General features: G+C 56.3%; 2 protein-coding genes and 1 pseudogene. 2 read left to right on the top strand and 1 reads right to left on the bottom strand.

Features of this window, described 5'->3' with window-relative positions; all coding sequences use genetic code 11:
• Positions 1-91: 91 nt before the first annotated feature.
• A complete protein-coding gene (locus tag ACOCD2_RS12995) occupies positions 92-997 on the bottom strand; it encodes an IS110 family transposase (protein ID WP_293650132.1) in 906 nt (301 codons plus the stop codon).
• 426 nt (positions 998-1,423) lie between these two features.
• On the opposite strand from ACOCD2_RS12995, the pseudogene ACOCD2_RS12990 reads away from it, so the two are divergent.
• A pseudogene (locus ACOCD2_RS12990) lies at positions 1,424-3,557 on the top strand (YgiQ family radical SAM protein).
• 63 nt (positions 3,558-3,620) lie between these two features.
• Entirely contained in the window at positions 3,621-4,307 is a 687-nt protein-coding gene (gene trhA, locus ACOCD2_RS12985) for a PAQR family membrane homeostasis protein TrhA (RefSeq protein WP_419625722.1), read from the top strand.
• Positions 4,308-4,498: the final 191 nt, after the last annotated feature.

The raw sequence follows: 4,498 nt of genomic DNA, 5'->3' as shown, positions 1-4,498 counted from the left end.
CGCCAGCTCTACACCGGATACTTGCCAGGGACTCTTGATTCCCAGTATCTGGGCGTATAGGTCTTTGTCTCTCATAGGGGATTACGATAATCTACCCACTCCATTTGGGGAAGAGCCTTTTCTTCAATCCCCGTTCTTCGATGAGATGCCGATAATAGGCCCGAACATGAGGCTCGTGGCGCGTAGCGGCTAATGCCGGCATGTATAGCGCCATTCGCAGATACTTGTTGCCTGCCTTGGTAATCCGCGCTTTCTTCTCAACGCTGCTTCCTGATCGATGCTCACGGGGATCGAGGCCCGCCATGGCAACCCACTGTTTGGCGGCCATGTCATCGGGCAGCACCAGCAGCTCACCCATGAGCTGAATCGCGCTCTTGGTGCCAATGCCTTTGACCGACAGCAGGCGGGCATAGACCGTCGCCAAAGCGGGACGCGCCTCGATCAGTGCCAGGGTTTGGGTTTCCAGACGCCGGATCTGTGTCTCGACCTGTTCAATCCCCTGGCGTATTTCCTTGAGGATGAACTCAGGTGTGGAGCGTGATTGCATGAAGGCGTGCAGGCGGTTCTTTACCTGGGTGCGTTGCTGCCCGAGACTGGCCAGCAGGCGAGAGCAAGCTCGCAGAGCCAATACATGCTCGGGCGGGCACCGCCAGGGCTCGAAAGGCATATGCCGTGCAAACCCGCAAAGCAGTACCGCATCGACGGCATCAGTTTTGGTGCGGCTCATACGAGCTTCAGCGTAACGTTTGCTGGCCCTGGGATTGACCACCATAACCTCCAGTTCTTGCGCCTCATCCAAGGTAATCGCCAGATCCAGGTGGTAGGTGCCAGTGGCTTCCAGTACAACCCGTTTCACCTTGGCCTCACGCAAGTCCTTCAACAATTGTTGGTGTCCTTGAGGCGTATTGGCAAAGCTCTGAGGCTGGGATGGATTGCCGTCTTTGTCAATGGCCACCATCAGTGATTTTGCGCCAACATCAATACCCGCAACAACCATGAGCAAGATCCTCCTGTCTCGAAAAATCATGTATCCTGGACACCTCGGTTCCCTGACCCTGGATCTTCGCCTACCGACCTTGCGTATGCAGGCTCAGGAGCGATGCTCAAGGCCTCGGATACTCTTCGGTATGGGCGACGAGGGCGGGGGGCCGATCTACGTACAAGCTCTTGGCCTCAGGTCGGGACGGCATCCCCGAGCGTGTCACTTGGACAACCTCTTTATAAGTCCCTTTTATCTTCCATCACTTTCCTATGTGATAGCTATAACATACAAGGTCGGGCTTCAGCCCGACACCGAAACTCATGGCGGAAAATGTCGGACTGAAGTCCGGCCTGCGCTTAACATCCTCGCAATATCCGCCCGTATGACAGTGGCGGGATATTGTCGGACTGAAGTCCGACCTACACTGTTATCATTGTTCCCATGAACGACACCTCACCTCCCGACCTCTTCGGCTACCGCAAGTACTGGGCCCAATAAGTTCACCCCCGCGCCCTTCCTCCCCATGAGCCGGGAGGAAATGGACGACCTGGGCTGGGACAGCTGCGATATCATCATCGTCACCGGCGATGCCTATGTGGATCAGGCCAGTTTCGGCATGGCCATTGTCGGCCGGCTGCTCGAAGCCCAGGGTTTTCGCGTAGGCATCATCGCCCAGCCCCGCTGGCAGGACACAGAAGACTTCATGCAGTTGGGACGGCCCAACCTGTTCTTCGGGGTTACCGCCGGCAACATGGACTCCATGGTCAACCGCTACACCTCGGACCGCAAGATTCGCTCCGACGACGCTTACACTCCCGATGCCGAGGGCAGCAAGCGTCCGGACCGGGCTTCCCTGGTATACAGCCAGCGCTGCAAGGAGGCTTACAAAGGTATCCCGGTGATCATCGGCGGCATCAAGGCCTCCCTGCGGCGCATTGCCCATTATGACTACTGGCAGGACAAGGTGCGCCATTCCGCCCTGGTGGACAGCAAGGCGGATATACTCCTCTTTGGCAATGCGGAACGGGCTGTGGTGGAACTGGCGCACCGATTGGCGAACGGGGAGAATATCCGGAACATCACTGATTTGCGCGGCACGGCAATCCTGCGCAATGTCCTGCCCGATGATTTCACCTATATCGATTCCACCGATGTGGAATCTCCCGGGCCAGTGCACGGGAAGATCAATCCCTATGCCAGTACGCCTGCGGCTCCACCCCAGCTTGAGAACACCGCGCAGGTAGTCACTCTGCACTCCCGTCCAAAAAGTCTGGATCGCAGCAAGACCGCCATATGCCTGCCATCCTACGAACAGGTGCGTTCGGATCCGGTGCTCTATGCCCACGCTTCACGCATACTGCATCTTGAATCCAACCCTGGCAACGCCCGGATACTCGTACAGAAACACGGCAAGCGTTATCTTTGGCTGAATCCACCACCGCTGCCTCTCACCACGAAGGAACTGGACCGCGTGTACGAATTGCCCTACCAGCGTCGCCCTCATCCGGCTTATGGCGACGCGAAAATTCCCGCTTACGAAATGATCCGCTTTTCCATCAATATCATGCGTGGCTGTTTTGGCGGCTGCACGTTCTGTTCCATCACCGAACACGAAGGGCGCATCATCAAAAACCGTTCAGAAAAGAGCATTTTGAAGGATATCGAGGCTATTCGCGACAATGTTCCTAGTTTTACGGGTAACATCTCGGATCTTGGCGGTCCCACGGCAAACATGTGGCGCCTCCATTGCAAGGATCCGAAGATAGAATCCTCCTGCCGGCGCCTGTCCTGCGTCTATCCGGGCATCTGCAAGAACATGAAGACCGACCAGATGCCTCTGGTGCACCTGTACCGCAAAGCCCGGGCCATTCCCGGCATCAAGCGCATTTTCATCGCATCCGGCCTGCGCTACGATCTGGCAGTGGAAACGCCCGAATACGTAAAGGAACTGGTTACCCACCACGTGGGTGGTTACCTGAAGATTGCGCCTGAACATACTGAAAAAACACCACTTTCTCACATGATGAAACCCGGAATAGGCACCTACGACCGGTTCAAAGCCATGTTCGAAAAATATTCGAAAGCCGCCAGCAAAGAGCAGTATCTGATTCCCTATTTCATCGCTGCCCATCCCGGCACCACGGACGAGGACATGCTCAACCTGGCGCTGTGGCTGAAGAAAAACGGCTTCCGCGCCGACCAGGTGCAGGCCTACCTGCCCTCTCCTATGGCCCTGGCAACCGCGATGTGGCATACCGGTTACAACCCGCTGAAAAAAGTAGGCCGGGGCGCAAAGACCGTCTTCTCACCCAGGGGCATGAAACAGCGGCGTCTGCACAAGGCCTTCCTGCGCTATCACGATGCCGCCAACTGGCCTCTGCTGCGCGAAGCACTGAAGAAAATGGGACGTGCCGATCTCATCGGAAACGGCAAGCACCAGCTGGTTCCCAACTGGCAGCCCAAGGGAACAGGAAACGATGCCAGCAGCAGAACCCGACCCTTTCGCACCAAGCACAGCCATCCGGCGAAAAGACATACCGGTAGTAAACAGCGTCCAAGCCGGCGACGACGCTAAACCTTTCCGTATTGCGATTGTCAAAGGTGAGATAAACCAGCGTTTATTGACTACACTAGACGCATGAACCAACCGAGAGAAAACAACCGCATGGACAATCAGACCTGGGTAGCCAAATACAGTATCGGCGAGGAAATCGCACACGCCATCACCCACGGCACTGGCATCCCCCTGAGCATCGCCGCCCTGGTTCTGCTTGTCACCTTTTCGGCGCTTTACGGCACTGTCCGGCACGTCACCAGCACCGCCATCTATGGCAGCACACTGGTACTTCTTTATACCGCTTCCACCCTGTATCACGGCATCCCCCACGAGCGCGCCAAACCGCTGCTGCAGAAATTCGATCACGCCGCCATTTTCCTGCTCATCGCAGGCACCTACACACCCTTTACCCTGGTTACTCTGCAAGGCCCCTGGGGCTGGACACTGTTCGGCATGGTGTGGGCAATAGCTGTATTTGGTGTGTATGTAAAACTTGCCGGCAGCGAACGCATGCAGCGCTGGTCGCTGCCTCTCTATCTGGGTATGGGCTGGCTGGTGCTGTTCGCCATCAAGCCGCTGGTTGCCAATCTCGATACCGGTGGACTGGCCCTGCTGGTGGCCGGCGGCCTGAGCTACACGCTGGGCGCCCTGATTTACGCATGGGAACGCCTGAGATGGAACCATGCCATCTGGCATCTGTTCGTCCTTGCGGGCAGCACACTCCAGTTCTTTTCCATCTTTTTTTATGTAGTACCGGGCTCTTCCTGATACCTGCGTATTTTCAGCGCCTTCAGTATCTTTTTCCGCTGCTGCTGTTTTTGTCTGGCCACAATCAGATAACCTGAAGTTTCCCAGAAATTATTCAAGCCACCATGCGCAGCAGCACAGTGACCAGAGAATTTCCGGGGGGATTGCCGGGTTTGGGGCAAACCCTGGCAAAATTCTCATCCAAAGCTGCT

This window comes from Thiolapillus sp. (assembly GCF_048562965.1).
Classification (GTDB): Bacteria; Pseudomonadota; Gammaproteobacteria; order Chromatiales; family Chromatiaceae; genus Thiolapillus; species Thiolapillus brandeum_A.
The sequence above is the reverse complement of the archived record's forward strand: the minus strand, read 5'-3'. Positions and strand labels throughout refer to the sequence as shown.

Excerpts from the sequence above, each read along its gene's own strand:
- trhA (WP_419625722.1), top strand. The coding sequence starts at position 3,621 with ATGAACCAACCGAGAGAAAACAACCGCATGGACAATCAGACCTGGGTA.
- ACOCD2_RS12995 (WP_293650132.1), bottom strand. The coding sequence starts at position 997 with ATGGTTGTTGCGGGTATTGATGTTGGCGCAAAATCACTGATGGTGGCC.